Annotated in this window: 20 protein-coding genes and 1 pseudogene; 4 read left to right on the top strand and 17 right to left on the bottom strand. The window is 32.8% G+C overall.

Annotated elements, in window-relative coordinates:
* The 4 genes from ACHZDT_RS16870 to ACHZDT_RS16885 all read left to right on the top strand — a co-directional run.
* Positions 1-1,711 (top strand): glucosamine-6-phosphate deaminase (locus ACHZDT_RS16870; RefSeq protein ID WP_394775799.1); only part of this gene is annotated, 1,711 nt, incomplete at its 5' end.
* 266 nt (positions 1,712-1,977) lie between these two features.
* Complete coding sequence (locus ACHZDT_RS16875) at positions 1,978-3,204, top strand: hypothetical protein (protein ID WP_394775800.1); 1,227 nt, start codon at positions 1,978-1,980, stop codon at positions 3,202-3,204.
* A complete protein-coding gene (locus tag ACHZDT_RS16880) occupies positions 3,195-4,223 on the top strand; it encodes a hypothetical protein (RefSeq protein ID WP_394775801.1) in 1,029 nt (342 codons plus the stop codon). Before ACHZDT_RS16875 ends, ACHZDT_RS16880 begins: the two co-directional genes overlap by 10 nt.
* 83 nt (positions 4,224-4,306) lie before the next feature.
* The gene (locus ACHZDT_RS16885; protein WP_394775802.1) at positions 4,307-4,600 is read left to right on the top strand and encodes a hypothetical protein; all 294 of its coding nucleotides are present in this window, start codon (positions 4,307-4,309) and stop codon (positions 4,598-4,600) included.
* Positions 4,601-4,874: 274 nt separating this feature from the next.
* Here ACHZDT_RS16885 and ACHZDT_RS16890 read toward each other — a convergent pair whose 3' ends face one another.
* From ACHZDT_RS16890 to ACHZDT_RS16970, 17 genes and pseudogenes are all read right to left on the bottom strand, one after another.
* Positions 4,875-5,258, bottom strand: a complete 384-nt coding sequence (locus ACHZDT_RS16890) for a hypothetical protein (protein ID WP_253785216.1) — start codon at positions 5,256-5,258, stop codon at positions 4,875-4,877.
* Between the two features lie 7 nt (positions 5,259-5,265).
* The gene (locus tag ACHZDT_RS16895; RefSeq protein WP_394775803.1) at positions 5,266-6,522 is read right to left on the bottom strand and encodes an RHS repeat domain-containing protein; all 1,257 of its coding nucleotides are present in this window, start codon (positions 6,520-6,522) and stop codon (positions 5,266-5,268) included.
* Between the two features lie 671 nt (positions 6,523-7,193).
* Positions 7,194-7,700: a hypothetical protein gene (locus tag ACHZDT_RS16900; protein WP_394775804.1), complete on the bottom strand. Its 507-nt coding sequence runs from the start codon at positions 7,698-7,700 to the stop codon at positions 7,194-7,196.
* A 277-nt stretch (positions 7,701-7,977) separates the two neighbouring features.
* Entirely contained in the window at positions 7,978-8,166 is a 189-nt protein-coding gene (locus tag ACHZDT_RS16905) for a hypothetical protein (RefSeq protein ID WP_394775805.1), read from the bottom strand.
* Complete coding sequence (locus ACHZDT_RS16910; protein WP_394775807.1) at positions 8,159-8,449, bottom strand: hypothetical protein; 291 nt, start codon at positions 8,447-8,449, stop codon at positions 8,159-8,161. Before ACHZDT_RS16910 ends, ACHZDT_RS16905 begins: the two co-directional genes overlap by 8 nt.
* Before the next feature lie 12 nt (positions 8,450-8,461).
* Positions 8,462-8,662 carry a hypothetical protein gene (locus ACHZDT_RS16915; protein WP_394775808.1) on the bottom strand — a complete coding sequence of 67 codons (201 nt, stop codon included), beginning with the start codon at positions 8,660-8,662 and terminating at the stop codon, positions 8,462-8,464.
* 198 nt (positions 8,663-8,860) lie between these two features.
* Positions 8,861-9,352 (bottom strand): hypothetical protein, encoded by a 492-nt coding sequence (locus tag ACHZDT_RS16920; protein WP_394775809.1) that lies wholly within the window; start codon positions 9,350-9,352, stop codon positions 8,861-8,863.
* A gap of 2 nt (positions 9,353-9,354) precedes the next feature.
* Positions 9,355-9,891 carry a JAB-like toxin 1 domain-containing protein gene (locus tag ACHZDT_RS16925; protein ID WP_394775810.1) on the bottom strand — a complete coding sequence of 179 codons (537 nt, stop codon included), beginning with the start codon at positions 9,889-9,891 and terminating at the stop codon, positions 9,355-9,357.
* Positions 9,892-10,236: 345 nt separating this feature from the next.
* Positions 10,237-10,569: a DUF6572 domain-containing protein gene (locus tag ACHZDT_RS16930; protein WP_394775811.1), complete on the bottom strand. Its 333-nt coding sequence runs from the start codon at positions 10,567-10,569 to the stop codon at positions 10,237-10,239.
* Between the two features lie 124 nt (positions 10,570-10,693).
* The gene (locus ACHZDT_RS16935; protein ID WP_394775812.1) at positions 10,694-11,017 is read right to left on the bottom strand and encodes a hypothetical protein; all 324 of its coding nucleotides are present in this window, start codon (positions 11,015-11,017) and stop codon (positions 10,694-10,696) included.
* Positions 11,018-11,025: 8 nt separating this feature from the next.
* Entirely contained in the window at positions 11,026-11,958 is a 933-nt protein-coding gene (locus tag ACHZDT_RS16940) for an RHS repeat-associated core domain-containing protein (RefSeq protein WP_394775820.1), read from the bottom strand.
* Positions 11,959-12,090: 132 nt separating this feature from the next.
* Positions 12,091-12,746, bottom strand: a pseudogene (locus tag ACHZDT_RS16945) (IS1 family transposase).
* A gap of 296 nt (positions 12,747-13,042) precedes the next feature.
* Positions 13,043-13,603: an RHS repeat domain-containing protein gene (locus ACHZDT_RS16950; protein ID WP_394775813.1), complete on the bottom strand. Its 561-nt coding sequence runs from the start codon at positions 13,601-13,603 to the stop codon at positions 13,043-13,045.
* A 9-nt stretch (positions 13,604-13,612) separates the two neighbouring features.
* Positions 13,613-15,643 carry a hypothetical protein gene (locus ACHZDT_RS16955; protein ID WP_394775815.1) on the bottom strand — a complete coding sequence of 677 codons (2,031 nt, stop codon included), beginning with the start codon at positions 15,641-15,643 and terminating at the stop codon, positions 13,613-13,615.
* A gap of 50 nt (positions 15,644-15,693) precedes the next feature.
* The gene (locus ACHZDT_RS16960) at positions 15,694-16,290 is read right to left on the bottom strand and encodes a hypothetical protein (RefSeq protein ID WP_394775816.1); all 597 of its coding nucleotides are present in this window, start codon (positions 16,288-16,290) and stop codon (positions 15,694-15,696) included.
* 211 nt (positions 16,291-16,501) lie between these two features.
* A complete protein-coding gene (locus ACHZDT_RS16965) occupies positions 16,502-16,645 on the bottom strand; it encodes a hypothetical protein (RefSeq protein WP_394775817.1) in 144 nt (47 codons plus the stop codon).
* Positions 16,646-17,249: 604 nt separating this feature from the next.
* Positions 17,250-18,374, bottom strand: a 1,125-nt coding sequence (locus ACHZDT_RS16970; protein ID WP_394775819.1) for a M13 family metallopeptidase, incomplete at its 5' end; no start/stop codon positions are given.

Here is an 18,374-nt window from a genome sequence, read left to right on the forward strand (position 1 = left end):
ATTAGTGAGAATGCACAAAGAAGAAGGATTGAGTTTTAGCAACGTAATCACTTTCAATCTGGATGAATATTATCCAATGACCAAAGAGAACAATCAGAGCTATCATTATTTCATGCACCAGCATCTTTTTAACCACATTGATATCAACCCTGAAAATATTAATGTTCCTGATGGAACCATACATATTGATGAATTAAATCAATATTGTATTGACTATGAAATGAATATTAAAAATGCCGGAGGACTTGATTTTCAACTATTAGGAATAGGTCGTACAGGTCACGTAGGTTTCAACGAACCCGGATCGCACATCAATTCCGGAACCCGAATTATTACACTGGATCATATTACAAGAGTCGATGCTTCATCAGATTTTAATGGTATAGACAACGTTCCCAAAAGAGCGATTACCATGGGAGTTTCTACAATTCTAAGGTCTAAAAGAATTGTACTGATGGCTTGGGGACAAAACAAAGCCGATATTGTCAAAAGAACCATTCAGGGCGATATAAGTTCAGAAGTCCCGGCCACATTTTTACAAAATCATGCCAATGCAACTTTCGTATTGGATCAGTCTGCAGCATCAGAATTAACGCGTTTCAAAACGCCTTGGCTGGTTGGGGAATGCATTTGGAATCACGAATTAAAAAGCAAAGCAATTGTTTGGTTGTGCCAAAAAACAAAACAATCGATATTAAAATTAACAGACCGTGATTACAACAACAACGGAATGTCTGATCTTTTGGCGCAGGAAGGTTCTGCCTATGATTTGAACATCAATATGTTCAACGTATTGCAGCATACCATCACAGGATGGCCGGGAGGAAAACCCAATACCGATGATTCGCACCGTCCGGAAAGAGCCAATCCTGCAAAAAAACGAGTGATTCTTTTTAGTCCACATCCGGATGATGATGTGATTTCTATGGGAGGAACTTTTTCAAAATTGATAAAACAAGGTCACGATGTACACGTTGTATATCAAACCTCCGGAAATATAGCCGTTACAGATGACGAAGCATTGAAATTTGCTGAGGTTGCCAAAGATTTTGTTGGTGATGCAGCAAGTTCAATCAACTTCAAATCGATAATTGAATTTTTGAATAATAAGTCAGAAAACCAGATCGATTCACTGGAAGTTCGAAAATTAAAAGGACTTATCAGAAGAAGGGAATCTTATGCAGCAACAAGATATATTGGTTTAAAAGATGAAAATACACACTTTTTAGATCTTCCGTTTTACGAAACAGGACAAGTAAAAAAGAATCCGTTAGGACCTGAAGATATTGCCATTGTAAAAGATATTATTGCTAAAATAAAACCACATCAGGTATTTGCTGCCGGAGATCTTGCAGATCCACACGGAACGCATGAGGTTTGTTTAAACGCAATATTTGCAGCAATGAAGCAATTGAAACCAGAAAAATACATGGACGATTGCTGGTTATGGTTGTATAGAGGAGCCTGGCATGAATGGGACATTCACGAAATTGATATGGCAGTTCCGCTTTCTCCATCAGAAGTATTGTTAAAACGTCATGCTATTTTATACCACCAGTCCCAAAAAGACAGGGTAATGTTTCAGGGAAATGACTCAAGGGAATTCTGGGTTAGAGCCGAAGACCGTAATAAAAATACAGCAATTCTATACGATGATTTAGGATTGGCAGAATATGAAGCAATCGAAGCTTTTAAACGTTTTGATTATTAGAAAGTACTGAAACTTTAGATAGTAAACTTTCATTTTTTTGGACAAAATCGAAATGTTTTTAATTAAATTTAAAAGTGTGTGTTTAAATACCTTGCTATCTTCGTTTTAAAATAAAAATAACTAATTAACAGTGTGAAAAATCTAAAAAAACCTACTATTATTTCAAATTAAATACACGTTTTTCTGTCAATATTCTTGTTTTAGTTAAGGATATTGATAGTTTTGCGTTTTATAATTAAAACCCCAAATTTTAACCTACAAACCTTATGAGAAAAACCATTTCTTATTTTTTGCCATTGGCATTATTTGCAACTATACTTATAGGTTGCAGCGATGATGATTCAAACGGCGACAATTACAAAGCTAATTATTTGGCGAATATTGATGCCACTACTTTACCAAAAGAGAACCGTCCGATGACGATGTTTGAAGACGACGAAAGTTCTTCAAAAATGTATGATAACAAAGACCGTTGGTTTCGCGTCAATCAACCAATGCAGATCATCCAGAAAGGAAAAGATTCCGTACAAGTTTCTCTTTATTCGCCAGTTGGATTGAGCAATGTAAAAGTCTATGCAAAACTCGCCAACTACGACAAGCGATTCTTAATGTTTGAGTTTTCAAAAGTTCCTGCTTTTCATCGTTCTTTTCACCAGATTCCTCTGGTTGCAGAAAAACATGATTATATGCTGGAAAACGGTAAAACTGTTACCATTGATAAAATTGACGGATTTTCTTCCGGAGCGATTGAATTTTCGGTAGAATCTGATGATCCTTTGTTTGCCAAATTCAAAAAAATAAAATCGGCGAGATTGGTACAGTTCAGCGATCAATATCATAAAAACGAATATGGTAAATATTTACCAATGAATCCTGTTTTGGCAAAAGAAGCCATTACGATGATTATCAACTTTTCCTATGCCATAAGCCATCCTTTGTACTATGACACTTTCATGAATTTTGACCGATACAAAAAAGAACAGGCAGCAACTGCCGGAACAGCTATAAATGGCGCATTAAACTGGCACGGAAATGCCGATGATGTTGATGGCGTTTATGATTATTTTACAAAAGCCCAAATTGAGCAGGCTTACAATACTTACATCGATAGCCGAACTTTGAATATGGCAATGGTTGGCGGAGATTCTGCCTGGGGCGGAGGTCCTTTGGCATCGCAATGGGAATCAGGTTATGTAACCGGACACTGGATAGGCGAAATGTCGGTTTGGTCACACGAATATTCACATCACAGCGGATATAACCATAGCAGTAATTTAGCCAATAGCGGCGAAGGCGGCGGTCAGCAGGAAATGTTAACCAATTTTTACAAATACCTGATTAGTCTTAACGATCTTCCATTTACAGATCCCGATGTATTAAAAGGATATACAAAAACAGCGTATTTAACCGGTTCTTATAAAAAACCTGTTTTTACAATCAATCCTAAAAACCCATTTTTATTAAAATATAAAGGAGAAGGAAAATGGAACTAACCTACAAAACTATCATGAATAAAATACCGTTTTTATTACTATTACTTTGCCTTTTTACCAATTGCAGTAAAGATGCCGCGAGTGAAGAACCAACAACTTACGATTATTTTTATCCAACTGATGAAGCATCCATAACGGCGGCTCAAATAGGAAACGGAACCGGAACTTTAGACCCTAAGGGAATTGCAATAGCAAACGAAAAATTATATGTTGCCAATGGTAATGTACTTGAAATCTTCAATGCCGTAACTTTGGCTCATATAAAAACAATAACAGAATATAAAAAAGGAACAACTACAATTCCTTTAACCGAAATTACTTCCGTGGCTGTTGACAACGGGAGAATTTACATTGGAAGTCGTGAATCCAGGCTTTTTGTGATTGATGAAATTACAAATGCCGGAATTAGTACTATTGGAAACGGTCAATGGTGGCAAACTTTTGTTCATGTTTTTGATGTTGTCGTAAAAGACGGATTGGTTTTCGTTAAGGAAAAAGAAACGTCGATTAAGGTTTTTGAAACTTCGCAAATCACAGAAACCAGCGATTGGAAATTAAATCCTATAGCAAAACTAAATACATTAGAGGGTTTTGATCAAATTTATTCCATGGATGTCGAAGCCGGAAATCTTGTTGTGGCAGGAAGAGATGCAAAAAGCTATTTGTATTATGACATTGCCGCTATTAAGGCAAATGCTGCAACTTCACTTACCGAACCCATAAAACCTGTTTCCTCTACTTTTATTGCCAAACCTACCGCAATTAATTTTAGTAAAGATTTTGCTGTAACGGCTGAAAACTCAGGAAGCGGAAATTACCTTCGTTTATATCCTAAAGCAGATTTTATGGCGCGTAATTATTCGGCTAGTGTAAATGTTTCTGATATAATGGGACAAAATCCTTTTGGAAGTATCGTAGGTATTGCACAACTAAACGATCGTTTGTTTTTATCCGATAATACAAATAAAACAATCAGAGTTATAAAGCTTAACAAATCGACCATTGCTGAGCAGGATTAAATAGTTCGCTAGAAAAAATAATGTAACCTCTAAAGTTTCGGCTTTAGAGGTTTATTGCCAATTTACTTTAGTCATGAGGCTAAATGTATGGCGAGGTTTCTTTATGTTTGATCTTTGTCGATTCTCTTTGCCAGCCCGGAAAGAATTTCCGCGCTATAGTTGAGCATATCCGAGCGATTGGGGTAAGCCTTTGGGATACAGACGAAACATCTGGAACAATAAAAATCACTAGTTTTGATGGAAAAACCTTAAAAGGTGAATTCAATATTAGTAACTTAACCAATGATAATGGTTTTCCATTAGGTTACTGTGACGGTACTAAAATAGTAGAAAAAAGATTCAATATCACCACAGGTACATTTACGGCTATTCCCTAAAAATGTAGCAACTCCATAAACAGCAAAAAGCCACTCCGTAATGAAGTGGCTTTTTTATTGATTTAGCTTGCGGGTGCAGGCTAATATGAATTCTATTTTAACAGTTTGGTACATCATAAAGTACTATAAAAGCAAAAGCCACTCCGTTATGGAATGGCTTTTTGATTCTCTTTTTAGCACGGATTACAAATGTAACTTTATTGACATATCTGAGCGGTCACGTACACTACTCATCTGATATGTTTCTGTGTTTCTAATCCTACGATACCCTGTATTACTTACTCATATCCAAGTATTCATTAGCCATTTTTTTAGTTTTTTCATCTACAGCTTTTTCATCATATGTTAGAATATCAAATACATCATAGGATGCTTTTTTATAGTGATACTTATTAGACATAATTAATGAATAATACAAAAGTCCTGCTAACTTTTGTTCTCCCATATAGTGAATCCCTTTTAATTGATTATATGCCAGCGTATCTCCACTATACAAAACAAGTTTTTCTAAGCTATCCATTAATTTTTGATTAGATAATTTTTCCCTATAAACAGTCCCAGAGTTTTCATCTGTATAATTAACTTTTGCCTCTTCCTTTTTTTTACATGAAAAAACTAGTGCTATGATTATAACAACAATTATAATATTTGATTTCATAATTTATTTATTTTAAACTAAAATTTTTTCCACTAACTTCAACACCATTTTTATATGCTACTAAATCACCGTCATTCTTACCCGAATACATAACTTTAGATACGCCTGAAATCTTATATTCACAAGGTCCAGTATTTTTATCTATTTCCCTATAATTTACGTATCCATCTGCACCAATCACTGTAATATTAGGATACGCTTCTGATATCATTTGAGCCAAACTTAAGCCATTTTTTCCAATTCTTGCAGACTCACATGTCCAAAGAGATAATGTTGTTCCCTTTTTACCTTTGGCTTCATCCCATTGGTCATTCAAGCCACTCATCATTTTATCAAAATCTTCTGCATTTCGTACAGTGAATCTTCCTAGCTCATCAAACATGAACTGAACTGCACCATGACCAAAAACAGTAAAACTTCTATCGCCCTTTTTATATTTTCTTGATTTTACAACACCATCAAAACGATTATTTCCTGAAGAAAATAAACTAACAGGCTCTTCATCTTCACTCTCATCTTCCTCACTTTCGTTAGATAAAGATTCTAAATATGCTTTGAATGATTTATTAATTTCATTTGAAATCTCAGCTTGTTCTTCTAAGTATTTTCCCATTGAACTACCATCATCTTTCCCTTCTTTAATATTTGAAGTATCAACTAACATTCCATCAGGGTCAATAAAATAATTTGGATTATTGTAGGCATAGTTATAAGGAGACCAGCGCCTTGATAATTCAGCCAGCGGGTCAATATTCATCCATCTACCAAGTGCAGGGTCATAGTTTCTTGCTCCATAGTCATACATGTTAAGACCTAGCTCGTCTTGGAGCTCTTTTCCGCTGAACTTATAATTATTATTAGTCGGCACATTATCATTATATCCTTTGTGTTTTAATCCAAAAGGATAATAATTATTTTCTTCGATAATTTCAAGAACTTGTGTTACCGGGTTCTTAGCGTAACTTAAGCGAACGTTCCCCAAGTGATCTTTGTACTGAAAAACATACGACAGTACTCCGGCATCATTTTTCACATAACCCTCGGTCGTTGGAAAAAACTGCAATAAATTGTCTTTGTACTGAAAACCTCCCAAATAATTGGTATTGGTTGTTGTGGCTCCTTCCTTTACAATTTTCTCTAGTTTTTGTCCTTCTGCGTTGTAAATATACTCAATAGTGCCATTGGTACCAAATGTAATTTTCTTGGGTAAATTGAGGTGATTGTATTGTATGTTGGTGATATTTTTGTTTTTGTCGCTGGTCATATTGCCATTAACATCATAACCATAATCTTCGCCATTTTTATTGCCGTCAATAAAACCTTTACTGTTATTTCCGGCGGGACTATCGGTAACTTTTGTTAACTGATTTGAATTTTCATTTAAATAGCCATAGGCTAAATCATCTATTTTAAAAACAACAGATGGCGCATCACTGTCTACGTATCGCTGCAGGGATTTAATATTTCCATTCTTGTCATAACTTAAACTTTCGTTATAGGCTCCTGATACAGGAATAGACTCGCCGGGTTTTCTATAAATGGCATTATTTAACCTATTAAGATCATCGTATTGATATCCATAGGAACGTATAACTTGATAATCAGATGCTGTTTTCCAGAAAGTCTCGGCAATATTCCATTATAAAAATATCAATGTATTTTATCATGTTTCTAATTTCACCAACACATCTGCAACACCAAGTCTGGTTTGAAGCCATTTTTTTCGATTTAAGACGTTATAAAGCAAAAAAACAACCCGAAGGTTGTTTTAATTTCTTTGCGATATTACTATAAATCATTGATTATCTGCAAATGTTAGATGGAATAATTAACCACCAACACATCTGATACATTACCTAAATCATTGATTATCTGCAAATGTTAGATCGAATAATTATCCAACAATACATTTGGTACATTACACTTAATTTTTATTTACTTTGAATACTCAATCAAATAATAATCTGAATTTTGTATTTTTTTATCTTTTCCAAAAATTTCATCAATTTCGTATTTAGCACTTTTATAACCTAATTCACCTGATTTTATCAAATGATACGTTGCTAAGTTTTTTGTTTTTTTGTCTAAATCTTCCAAAGATTTATTTGCAGATGACTCCACAAGTATAACATAAATATCAAAATGAGCTTGGGAATTATTATATTTATTTGCCATAATCAATGAATAATACAACAATTGTTTGTAGTTTTCATTTATAATAAAATCTTGCGCTACTGAATTATATGCCATCTCATTTCCTTTGCTAATTGCAAGATTTAGCAAACTATCAGTCATTTTTTTATTCTCAGTTTTTTCATGGTTTGGTATTTCATCATGGTCTTTAACTACCGAAGGTTTAATAACTGTAGATTCCTTTTTTTCCTGACATGAAATAACTAAAAAAGTTAAACACACACTTAAATAAATAGATATACTTTTCATAATTTTTTATCTTGTTAGTCCCGTTCTTATTTGAGACATCATTTTTACTGTTTGTAAATCAGTTTTTTGCCCTACTTGTTACCGTTGATAAAAGTTAAATAACCTCCATCATTTCTAAAATTATCAATTTTTGTAATTTGAGGTCAATAAACCTCATTGGATTATCAATACAATAATTATATGGTGACCATCTTCTATATTTCTCCGCCAGCGGGTTTTCAAGACCTTTAGTATAAAACCACACCCAAGCTATGTTACATAACAAATCATTATAGTGCTACCGCTTGCGCACTGCACTATAAACCCCAATATTTGCTAATTCTTCATGAGTTGAATCAAAAGTTTTTACTGATGTTTTTTCAGGTACTTTCAGAGTATAAAACTCCGTTTTTATATTTTCTTGAGAATACACGCTATTATTAAACAAGTTAAAGAGGATTACAAATCCAATAAATATTTTATTCATAAAACATTTTTTTTACTATTCTTAAAACAAAATTACCAAAAATAAAATACAGCCAAACAAAGAATGACATCATTAGAACAAGGAATGGTGTAAATAAAATGATAATTAAAACACCTTTTGCTCCATAGATTTCTGCATTATTAAAATTAACAGGTATTATTCCTGTAATGTTTAAAATAATATGTAGAACTGCAAAAGGTAAATAACCAAATAAGAATGTAAAAAATATTTTCTTAAATAGGTCATGTTGTTTTTCCGAATATTTTTCAATAATTTTTTTCATATTTTTTCTATTTTATTGCATGCTGAAAACATTTGACATATAATCACTTAAATAACTAATTCCCCCTTCTACCATTTTCATAACACCTTTTCCTGCGTTGTATAAATTAGCACTTACTCCAACTTTAGCGCTTGCTCCATCGGGAGTAGGAACTTTTATGCTTAAAGCTAATGTTCCAGAATTTGAAGCACTTAATTTGGTGTTTCTTCCCATTGTTCCAGTCTCAGATGCTTTCGCTCCCTCTGCGCTTGGGGTTAGTTCATTTTAGGCAATATTAAAAACAAAAAGATGAGCATTACTGCTCATCTTAAATTATTTTTTGAGGATTTTTACTCTATATCAATACGTTAGAAATCTAAAATTTCACATTACTAACATTGAAACAATACCCTTTTAGTTATCGAATTTAGTTTATTGAATCCAATTATTACTAACAGTATCTATCGATTTTAAACTCATCTCCCCATTCTTAATTAAATATGAAAAAACTGGTGGATAATCCGTAAAATGAAGTTGATTCTCTGCTAACTCGAACCTCTTTAATGAGCTATTTCTTATCTTACTTTTAATAAAGTTTTTTCCTAAATTATTTTCATCATCTATAACTACAGGTGTAAACTTATCAATTTCATATAGACCATAATATTTTGTCCCCTTATGAATTCCAGAAGGTCTTCTAACAATATGGATTATAGTGTCTTTATCTTTAAGAGAAAAATTTACAATATAAATAAAACGAAATTTTTCTGAATAGTTGTTTTTTTCTTTCAAAATTGGAATTGGAACTTTTTTCTGATATTCCAAAATCGATTTTTCTAGTTGACTATCCAATTCATGCTTTTTACAACCGATTAGCATGAAAGAAAAAACAAATCCACATATTAAATATTTTATTTTTATCATTATTAATTAAGGTCTTTAGATGAATTAATTTGTTTTATGTATTCTGTACCTCCAAGAGTTAATTTATATAATCTTGAGGTACCTGGGAAATAAATATAATTATTATAAGTTCTAGTATCAGTTTTTGTATGCTCGTAATCTGCACCCATACTGTAATTTTCTGATTCCATACCTTTATTAATGTCTGGATGGCTATGATAATGTCTTGAAACATTTTTATTTGGATCCTTTATCCCCAAACTATAAGGAGAAGGTGTTTCACCTATATCTCCAAAAGTAGATAATTGAATATAATTCTTACCTCTATTACTAAAGAAAGTCAAACCAAATTCCGCATGTGTATTATCACTTGCGTATTTAAAAAGATCCTTATAATCTCTTTCATTTCCGTCACTTTGTTCTCCAATTGAACTATAGTACCCTCCTTCATAATTTTTTTCAGAACCAGATCTTTTACTAGTCATTTGTCCAATAAGTCCTGATCGTACGGTTCTGCCATCCTTATCGTTTAATTTACCATCACCATTAGTATCTTTCATATCCCATACAGTTAAAGGTTTTTCTTCAAGAAGAATCAACCTTTCCTAGATAAAAATCATTATTTTCTGATAGAGAAAATTTAGATTCAACTTTTTGTCCAGATTTCAATTGATTGTAAATATATCTAAAAATTTCTTCGTTATCTTTTACAGAAATAAATCCTCCCACAATAATTAACTCATAGTTGAGTTTTTCTGACAAACCAATTGAGTAGGAAAATTCAGGATACTGACCTCCAGTTACTAAAGTAAGATGATAATCGTTTTTATCAATGTTACTCTTTATATATTAAAAAACTTTTGCCTATTCATTATTCTTTTATCTTTTAAATAATGTACAAGAATCTAATTCCAGTTACTTTCAAGTTTATAAAAATTAAAAGCATAACTTTTTTCATTTATAAAGCTTTTGATAATCGCTAAAAACTCTTCAGCTATTTTGTTAGGCTGATATTTAAAAACAATTTGTATCATGATTTTCTCACCAACTACATCAGGGTAACTTTCAGCTATCTGTCCGCTTTCTATGAAATGTAAATAACTATTTATTTTCTCCTGTAGAATAACTAAGTGCTCATTATCACTACCCCATTCTAAATGATCTGAAATAGTTAATACTAATATTCCTTCCTTGTTGGTTGTAATAATATCAATTTTATTTTTTTCTTCTACAGACATATTTTTATTATAAAAAAACCTACTTCAACATTACTCAAAAAACTATGGGTGTAAAAATACACCCATAGTTTGTCTTCATTTTATATTAGAGCGTATGCACTACCGATAAATTTATATAATTACCTTAAGCATCTTTTTCTCTATAATTTATTAGAAATTCAGCAATTTCGAGATCACTTGCACTTGCATTGCCACTAACAAATTCGTCGACCATATCTTGCGCCATATTCAATGGAAAAAGGTTTTCATAAGTTACCCCTTCAATTTCTAGAATAAGTTTATTAGGTATCTTTTCAGCATCGAAAAAAACAATATCTGAATCTAGGTCGACCTTTTCGATCATATACATATCAATAAGATCATATTCGATATCTGACAATTGTGTACTTGTAAACTCCTCAGATTCTTTTACACTTTTTAAATGTTTTACCAGTTCAATTAATTTCATATCTATATTTATTTATAATTTGTTCCATATTGACATTCGGCCAACTCCACCTGGGTGCAAGGTATTCCAAAAGATTGATCCTGTTGTATTTGCACTTTTGGCACTAATTGCATAACTCCTGGCTCTATAGCATGGTGCCACACCCAATTCGTTGGGGACTTACCTAAAATACTTCCAGCGGATGATTTTGGAACGGTAATCCATAACTCGTACATAGAGGAAGCTAATGAAGCATCTGTTTCAATAGCTGTATTCAGAGCAGTGTTAGCCGCTTTAAAGTGTCCATAATAACTTCCACCTGGAAATAAGTCACTAGATAATGATGTTTCGAATGCAACTGAATATACAGAGCCCGATGCTTCTGCTGTTCTAGCTGTTGTCCCAAATGCAACACTCCAGACTGCGCCTATACCTTTAAAAGCCCAACCCCACGAAAAGAAAGGAGAAGTAAGTTCCATTGATTGTGAATTCCCAGTAGCCATTTTCCAGCCCTTAAAACCATAACCTCTTAATTTTCCTCCATTACTTCCAAATTCTCCTTGCGAAATGCTTTTAAACTTTACAGAAGTTGAAGATATTACCTTTCCATCTTTTCCATATAAATAATCGGTCGTATCGCCTCCTCTATTATTTACGTGATTCCCTTTTTCATCATATCCATTATCATCAGTATGACTAGCTAATGCTTCATCAAATCTAGCTGTAGCACCACTTTGAGTCCTATATCCACCATCATCCCAATCGTAATACGTTCCAGATTGTCCCGCACGAGCTGTTCTACCATCTGGATCAATAAAAAAGATTGGATTATCAAGTGCATAAGTATATGGACTAAACCTGCGGGAATTTTCAGCCAATGGGTCGACATTCATCCAACGACCAAGAGCAGGATCATAATTTCTCGCACCGTAGTCATACAAATTCAGCTGAATCCCGCCAATACTCTCGTCTTGGAGCTCCTTGCCATTGTACTTATAATTATAATGATTTGCGTTATTTTTAGAAGTTTTTACCTGTTAAATACAAAATTTTTAGGAACATGATTTTAAAGGATAAACTTACTGTTTTATTACTCAAATCCAAAAATAAATCTTTAAAACAGCTGTAAAAACAACTAAACTTTTACTAAAACAAATTGTTCGACGATTTAATCTTTTTATATGAGTTCTTAAAGTCAAATTTTTTCTTTCAACATGATTGGTGCCAAATCGTTTTACAGAATGCAATTTCTCACTAATCAAATATCTGTAGTTTTTTAATCTGTCCGTAAATATTTTTTTAGCGTCAGATAATTTTAAAGTTTCCAGAACACGGTTCAGCGTTTTATTGGTTCGTTTCCCAACATTAAAACTCACAATTGTTTTAGAATTCCTTTCCAATGCATAAACCAGCCAAATATAATTTTTCTTTTGTCTGATATAAGTGCACAGCTCATCGACTTCATAAGTTTTGCCTTTGCTGATAATGGGTTTGATAATACTTCCGGCAATTGAAACAATTCTTTTCAATAATGTTGTGGATATTTTTAATATTCTTGCTGTGCTTCTTATCCCCAAACCTTCTTTTATGAACAACACTATCCCCTGATTGATATCCCTTTTGTAAGCATTATACCTATAGTCAATCTGTTGTCTTTTTGACAAACACAACATTTATAACGCTGATTTCCGTTAGATTGAAATCCACTTTTCATGTATTTACCATTGCAAAAATTACATTTTATTTTCATGACCTAATTTGAAACTCTATAAGACAAAAGCATTTTAAGGCTTATTAAAAGACAAAAAAAAAAGAGACGACCTATTGGTCGTCTCTTTTTCTATTCAATAATTAAAATTTTCAGATTCTTTTTCAGTTAGTTACGCCATTATTTTATAAAAACACCTAATCTGAAACACTACTAGGATCTCCGGGTTTACCCATAGGTATTACAATTATTTCCGCATTTAATTTTTTCTCCTGCATATCCTAAAAAAAACACACAATTGAAGAAAAAAATAAGTAGTATTTTTTTCATTTTAAGGATTAGTTTTTATAATGATACTCGTTTTCAGAAAGAATTCTACCCTCATTGTCTTTTACAAATTGCAACCTGTTAAAGTTATCATAAGTGTAAGTGGTTGTATATCCTTTTGGGTTCGTAACAGTACTTATTCCCACTAATGGTTTATAACTGTAAGTTGTAATCATTGCGTCCGAAAAACTGTTTCTAAATGTATCCTGGTTACTGTTATATCCCAAAAGTGCCCGATCATAAGTTGCATTCTCTACTTTGGCAATTGGCTTTGTGTTATTGTATCCCCAAATAATGGCAACCGGAATTCCACTTTCTAAGGTGTATTGTAAAATATTACCCACTTCATCATACTTATTGAAGGTGATTTTTCTTTCTAAACTGCCAACATTGGCGATATTTGGCAGATCATTTGGGAATTTTGCTGAATACACCTCTTTTTGAAGCAATAAATTACTCGTGGAGACATCTTTAGCAAAAACTGTTTTACTTTTAGAAATTACAGAGCCTTGATAATAGTTTTCTGTAATAACAGGATTTGATATTCTATTTGAAGAGGCTAATTCAGACATCCATGGTTCTCATATTAAATCAGGAGGATACAAATATTTGGTTTCTAAAGTTTCGTTTTTACTATTAATGCTTTGTTTTCTGCTTAATTGTGCATGATTGGGATTATCATAAATATATTTTGCTCTATTTATTAATGAATCTTTAAGAATATTATTAGAGTCGTAGAAATACTCTTTAGTTTCATTTGATGAGAGGTAATTCCAATGAGAAGAAATTACACTTCGCATAATATCTAAATTTTCTATACTATCAGGTTTCCCAGAAGAAAAACAATCCAACTGAAAATTCTTTCTTACCGGATAGCTGTAAACCTCCTTATTAATTCTGGTATCCAAAACATAATAATTGATACTTTCTTTGAGGGATAAAAAATCATCATCTGTATTATTCTTTCTTTTAAAATAAATTACTTTACGTTCTAATCCATTATCCCATCCGGAATTTGTTTTCGATGAATGATTAAAATCTGATCCTGACAGGACCTCACCTGGCAAATCAGAATTTATAATGAATTGATGGGTCTCTCCTCCATTCAAAAATGCATCGTTCCCATAGCTAATGGTCACATTTTTATAGAAAACATTGGCTCCCTTGTCATAAAGTGATAAAATGCTGCTTGAAGACACGACCAAATTATTTACGTCAACGTGCATGCAGACAGTGCCAGTTTCACCGGTACCGTGACATGGAATTCTTTTTACACTTTTTGATATATAATAGGGATTTCCAGAGGTAATCCCTGAGGATGTATTTAAACTGGATAGAGAAGAATAATAAAATCGCTTATAATTAGTATTACTATTTTCATTAATATCTTTAACGGATTTCACCCTGATTCCACCCGTAACTATATTATCAAAAACAACCGTAGGTCGGGTATTATAGTAAGAGAAATTAGCACCACCAGTGCTACACCTTGTACTTGCCTTTAAATTAATTTTATAATGTTTGTCTTCCTGACCATCAAAATAAAACTGAGAATATGCAATATTTTCTTTTAATATCACAGAGGTTCCGTAAGAATATAAACTTCCAGATTGTGTTTTCACTAATAAATTCATCAGAGTATTTGTTTCAATGCATGTAACAATTAAAGAGGCCTGTGAGTGATCTGTATTCAAATTTGCATTGCAAGCATCAAGATTAAATTCACCATAAGCCCCAATCGCTACCAGTTGGCTAAAAGGCAGGTATATTGTTTCCTCACTCACCTTAACAGCATCTGATGCTGTGGTAGTGGGACCTATATAAACAATTAAGTTTCCTGTAATAGCAGTTGGAGTAATTGTTTTCTGACCTAAAAATGTATTGGCTTCATATTCAAATTCAGAACAGCCTTTCGTTGGATAGCATATTTTTTTAAGCATTCCAATTTTAGTAAATCCTGCATCTGCCTCTCTATTTGCTTTAGTAAACTGTATGTCAGGAAAATTTGGAACTTGGGGTACTAAACTATAATTGCTTTTTCCATTGTAATATCCCCAATGATCTTGACTTTTAGATAATCTGAGTGGCAATTGATTTGGAGAGATATACTCAAAACTATATCTTTTGGATATATCTTTAAAAACGATCTCATTTAAAAAAGTGCGTTTATTATCATATACAGTGTAATTAAAATTGACCTTTTCAATGATTTCAGAAGCATTGTCAACCAATTGCACTTCTTTAATTTTTTTATTTCCCCCAACCGAAACTTCCGGATCGTTATCAGCGTAATATAAAAAATTCAATACACCATTTATTGTGTTATTTGACGATATTTTCTTTATATGCTTACCGTTTATAGACATATTATGTGAAGTTATACTCGTTAGTACCGGACCGTACTGATATGTACCTCCACTTTCTATACAAGTTTCTTGAGTATAAGGATTGGACACAATTAATGCCTGCGATTCTGATGCAATAAAACTATAATCGTTATTTTCATATTCCAGATAAATTTCATCACCCAATGGATGTTTCACAAGGGTTAAATACCATGAGGTGGTATAAATTTGAGGCTGCGAAAAACCGGCATTCTGTGCCCTGAACATGGTAGTCTCTGTTTCAGTAAAATAATATTTCACTCCATCGTTTGTTGTAACTATGAAGGTAATTCCCCAGGATCAGTAATTTTATCGATCTTAACATTTTGATTCTCTATTAAAACAGGGTTTTGATTTTTATCCAAAACAAACTTACCTGATATCGAATTAAAATTAAAAGAAAAAATATCCGTTTCTGAATCTGCTTTTTCATTATTTCCAATGTTATAAAAATAGTCAATATCAGTTGGTGTAAGTATTCCGTCGTCTAAATTTGTATCATCCGGTATATTACTTGGGGAAATATCATTTTTTTCATCTGCAACATCATTTGCACTTCTGGTAATAACACCTCCTGCATTCATATTCCATCCCAAACCCACACTTGAGGAAATATCATCAACTTTGATTCCATTTGAGCCGTAAAATAAATTTAAAGGCATAGATAAATTTACTGTCGCAAAGCTTAACAATGGAATATTAATATTGGAGGTTCCGTTAACTAAGCCAACTGGGATATTGCCATAATTACCTAACGAATATGCGGATGGCGAAGGAGGAACAATATTGGGTAGTAAACTTGTGGCTTCATTTTGGCTCCAACTTTTGCTTAAAGTCAAAAGAAGTATTATAATTAGTCTATAAGTATATTTCATTTAATGCTAATATTTAACCCATTGGGGTAATTAAATTTGATTGTTATTATTGATATTGATTCGCTAAATATTTTATAGATATATCACTATTTTTATACTGAATCCTATAGTCTTAAAAACACAACATCTACTTGTATCATGACAATTTAGGTTTGCAGGATTTGGGATCACCTCAATACTGGATTTAACCTTCTCACTTTTGCTTTGTCTTTTAGTTTACCAACCAAAAGTCATTACTGCCAATGCTTCCGTTTTTATCTTTTGACGCGCTTGAGTTTGATGTTCCTGCCCTCAAATAACCTTCTATCACGGGTTTCAATTCAAAAGATAATCCGCACGGGTTTCTACGTATCATTTTTTCCAAAGATAATTTGTGAGTAGGTAAATAGAGGAAGAATAAGAGTTAATAAATAGATTTTTTCATAAGCATGTTTAGTTTTTGGCAATTTAATTACACGCAAATCTAAACTACTAATAGATTATAATCATACGGTTTTCCACATTTTTTTCTGTAGTTTTTAAGGATTCAATTTATGGATAAAAAAAAATCACACGTAAGACATTGAAAATTAAAAAATTAAATAGCAAAATTAAGTTTTTAAAGTACATTAAAAACTTACAAAAAAAGCATATGTACATAATATTTTCTATGCAATAATTATGCTTTTTTTGCGCTAAAAAGTAAAAAAGTCGGGACACTTTATCAGTTTTACAATTTCAAGAACACAAAAAAACTGCGCAAGATCAAGGAGACCATACGCAGTTTTTTATTAGAATTCTTTGGAGAGTTAGGGATCTAAATGTGTATTTACACCCTCAACTTTCTTCCACTTTTTTGTTGACAAGTGCCGTTTAGTTTACGATGCTCGTTCTAACCCCGATATTTTGTAAAATTAATTCTGCCATTGCATAATGCCAATGTTCGTCTTTGCAAAAATCAATTGATTTTTGTCGCAGTACTACCAAATTGTTATTCTGTCTTTCTTGGGCAAAAACATTTTATCTCCGGGTTGTACATTAAATGCTTCGTAAAAAGGCGTAGTGTTCATTAGAGGACCGTTAACACGCCAATTTGGTGGAGAATGTGGATTATTGTTAATCCACAAACGCAGAAACTCGTCTTTCATTTTTACTCTCCATATTTTGGCTATAGAAATAAAAAAGCGCTGGTCTGGAGTAAAACCGTCAATTTTTGTATTGCTTTGTCCTTCCGTGGTCATTTTAAAAGCATCATAGGCAACTGCTATTCCTGCAATATCCGCCGTATTTTCGCCTACTGTCATTTCACCGTTAATGTGTAGATCTCCTAGAACGGTATAGGTACTGTATAAATTGATAACCTGCTGTATTCTTGACTTAAACTTTGTATAATCATCTTTTGTCCACCAGTTTTTTAAGTTGCCATCCTTGTCATATTGAGCACCCTGATCATCAAAAGTATGGGTTATTTCGTGACCTATAACCATTCCAATACCTCCATAGTTAAGGGCATCATCTGCATTATTATCAAAATATGGAGGTTGTAAAATACCTGCAGGAAAAACAATTTCATTTGCAGTAGGGTTATTATATGCTGTAACTGTTGGAGGTGTAGTAAACCATTCTGATTTATCGACTGGTTTGCCCAATTTTTCCAATTGAAATTGATATGCAGCTGTAGCGGCCGAAACCATATTCTCAAAATAGGTGCCCCTCCCTATATTTACATCGCTATAGTCTCTCCATTTATCCGGATATCCTATTTTCTTGGTCATGGCAGATAATTTTTCTTTAGCTTTTTGTTTGGTACTTTGACTCATCCATTCCAATTTATCAATTCTTTTACCATAAGCTTTTTGCAGATTATTCACCAGGACCAACATACGTTTTTTTGCATCTTCTGAAAAGTATTTCTTTACATACAATTCACCCAACGCCTCGCCTAAGTAATTATCAAGGACATTGGCCATTTTTTCACCACGTGATTTTTGAACAGCTTGACCAGAAAGGACTTTGGTATACTCAAAGGAGGCATCTGCAAAAGGTTTACTTAAATCATCTGCATATCTTTCTATAGAATTTGCTTTAAGGTAAATTTTCCAATT

Origin of the sequence: Flavobacterium sp. (assembly GCF_043722275.1) — a bacterium.
Classification (GTDB): Bacteria; Bacteroidota; Bacteroidia; order Flavobacteriales; family Flavobacteriaceae; genus Flavobacterium.